This window comes from Promicromonospora kroppenstedtii DSM 19349 (genome assembly GCF_000515355.1).
In the GTDB taxonomy this organism is placed as follows: domain Bacteria; phylum Actinomycetota; class Actinomycetes; order Actinomycetales; family Cellulomonadaceae; genus Promicromonospora; species Promicromonospora kroppenstedtii.
The window spans coordinates 3,322-5,892 of the sequence record NZ_KI911591.1; the positions used below are offsets into that span (position 1 = coordinate 3,322).

The 2,571-nt window shown below is 70.1% G+C and carries 3 protein-coding genes; all 3 read right to left on the bottom strand.

All coding sequences use genetic code 11. The features are described from left to right. Nucleotides 1–13 precede the first annotated feature (13 nt). The 3 genes from PROKR_RS02750 to PROKR_RS02760 all read right to left on the bottom strand — a co-directional run bounded on the left by PROKR_RS02750 (nucleotide 14) and on the right by PROKR_RS02760 (nucleotide 2,287). Complete coding sequence (locus tag PROKR_RS02750; protein ID WP_036959388.1) at nucleotides 14–613, bottom strand: hypothetical protein; 600 nt, start codon at nucleotides 611–613, stop codon at nucleotides 14–16. A 349-nt stretch (nucleotides 614–962) separates the two neighbouring features. Further along, entirely contained in the window at nucleotides 963–1,214 is a 252-nt protein-coding gene (locus PROKR_RS02755; protein WP_036959389.1) for a hypothetical protein, read from the bottom strand. Further along, nucleotides 1,211–2,287 (bottom strand): hypothetical protein, encoded by a 1,077-nt coding sequence (locus tag PROKR_RS02760; RefSeq protein WP_036959390.1) that lies wholly within the window; start codon nucleotides 2,285–2,287, stop codon nucleotides 1,211–1,213. The genes PROKR_RS02755 and PROKR_RS02760 overlap by 4 nt, the downstream gene beginning before the upstream one ends. Between the last annotated feature and the right edge of the window lie 284 nt (nucleotides 2,288–2,571).

Below are 2,571 nucleotides of genomic sequence, written 5' to 3' on the forward strand. Positions count from 1 at the left end.
AGCTTGTCCAGCGTCATCGACTTCGCGGCGATGCGGGCAGCGGAGAGTGTGCCCCGTAGTGACCTTCGCGGCGTCGAGCGTCGAGATGGTCGCGTTGGTGAGCGTCTGAGCGGCCCCGGTGTTGCCCGTGGGCGCGCCCGTGCCGACCGTGCACAGGTACTGCGCGGTGATCGTCGAGCCGGAGCGCACCCAGAAGATGTCGCCGGGGGCGGCCGGGCGTGGTGGACGTCGGCGCCGCGCTGCCGTAGGTGATCGTGTTCTTACCGTCGGCCGTGAGCTGCGCGGCGTCCGCGTCGCTCTGGGCCTCGGCAATGGCGTCGGTGACGGCCTCGTCGATGGCGGCACTCGGGACCTGCGCGGGCATGCCCGAGGCCTCCGGCCCGAGGGCCGAGGCGAAGGTCTCGTCGACCGAGTCCTTCGCGATGAGGGCTACGTGGTAGGTCGTCCCGTAGGCGAGCGTGGTCTCGGGGGTGCCGAAGCTGCGCACGGTCATGGTGGTACCGGCCAGTTCGCCGGCGAGGGTCGCGGCGCTGGGGACTACGGGCGACGTCGCGGAGATGTGCACCTCGTAGACGACAGGGTTCGGGTGCACGACGCCGGCCCAGCGGAGCATGAGCGCGCCGAATCCGGGGGTGAGTCGTGGGGGCGCCCGGGGTGACGGGCTCCTCCGGCTCGGGGCCGCCCGACGGCGGGAGCGTCGAGGGGTCGATCACGGAGCCATCCATGACCGGGGCCTGCCCGATGATGTTCAGGACAACGAGCTCGTCGCCGCGGTACGCGAGCGCGACGGCCTCGCCGATGACGCCTGACTCGGGGTCGGGTCGCGGATGCCCGTCGGGGGGTAGGGGATCAGGGCGTGGTCGACGGTCGCGACGAGCGAGTCGCCGGCCTGCTCGATGCCTTCGACGAGGATCTGCGCGAGCGTCTCGACGACGGGGGCCGACGTCGCGGCGTCCCAGACGTCAACGCGGGTGTCGATCTCCCACAGTGCGGCCGTGGGGGCGGCGAGGATGACCTCTCCCCGACTCGTCGTCAGCGCTGGTGTACGTGACTACCTCGGCGCCGCCCAGGAGGAGGGCGCCGCCGTCCGGGTCGAAGTCGGCCGTGTCCTCGACGAGGGGCACGGTCGCTCCCGCGGGCGCCTCCTCGGCGAGCGTGCCGCCAAGGGGCACGGTGTTCACGGCGGCAACGCGCCCGGTGAGGTCGTACGTCATCGCTTGCCCCTTCGTCGAATGGTCTTCTTGCTGGGCGTGAGGCGCTTCAGGTAGCCGACCGGCATGGGCGGCGCACCGTTCGGCGCGAGCGGGATCGCGAACTTCCGGAGGCGGAACTTCAGCGTGAAGTCCGGCGTCTGGACGCTGACCATGTCGTCAGGGTCGAGATGCGGGACCGGGAGCGCGTCGAAGGAGACCTCCACGGCCTCGCGGATGCGCGATTCCAGGAGGCGTTCGGCGTACTCCTTCGCCGCGGCGTGGGAGCGGATCGAGGCGTTCTCCACCCGCTCGACCAGGTAGCGCGGCGCGCCTTCCCGGCCCATGCGGAACGGGGACAGGGGGTGGCTCCGCGGGGCGACGACGGTCGCCGATACGGCGCCCATCTTCCCGTTCGGCGGCTGCCCCTTGACGGAGATCGTGTTCTTGACGTCCGCCATCTGGTAGTTGATCGCGACTTCGCTAACGATGCTGCCGCCCGTGCCCGGCTTGAAGACGTACTTCACGGCCCGGGAGTGGTTCCGCATCACGAGGATGCCGGCGCCGTTGTAGAAGAGCTGTTTGTCGATCGAGCGGGACAGGCTCCGGGCGGCGGACCACACCTGAGCGAAGCGGTCCAGGGACCGGGCCTTCGGCAGGGTCAGGCGCTTGCCGTACGAGTTGCGGAAGTCCGGGATGGAGAAGCGGGTCTCGCCGGCGCGGCTGCTCATGAGCACGCGGATGGCGCCCACGACCGTCATCCCCTTGCGGAGCGTGATCGGGGTCCACACGGCGCCGAGAGCTAGTGCCTCCTTGCCCTGTGCTTCGACCGTGACCGTGACGCCCTCCCGGGACAGCCCGGTCACGGGGCCCGTGAAGACCGTCGCGAAGACGTACCGGTCGAGCTCCTCGACGTGCACGCCGTAGCGAACGCGGATCATCCGGTCGGCGTAGATGGCGCCGTCGTCGGGGCTGTCGGTGTCGAAGTTCAGGGAGTGGCTCGGGTCGAGGAAGGTCAGGGGCGCGGACCGCGTGACCTCGGCGTCGGCATCGACGTTCACCTGCCCGTCAAGGAGCGTGTGCGAGACGGACGACACGGACGCCGCCGTTCAGGGTCAGGACGTCAACGTCGATCGCGCCGCGTGTGCGAGGAGCGAGGCCGCTTCGTACGCCCTCCGCTCCTCTGTGGTGAGCCCTAGAGTCATCATGTGGCGCGGGGCTCCTTACGGTCAGACGACGGCGTCGAAGGGGACGTCCCCCACCTGCCAGAAGTCGAACGAGACGTTCTTGTAGACCTCGCCCGCGCGCGTCTTGGGCGACGGGGAGATCGTGATGTTGCCGACCAGCGCCTCGAAGGACATGTCGCCGGCGATGAGCTGAA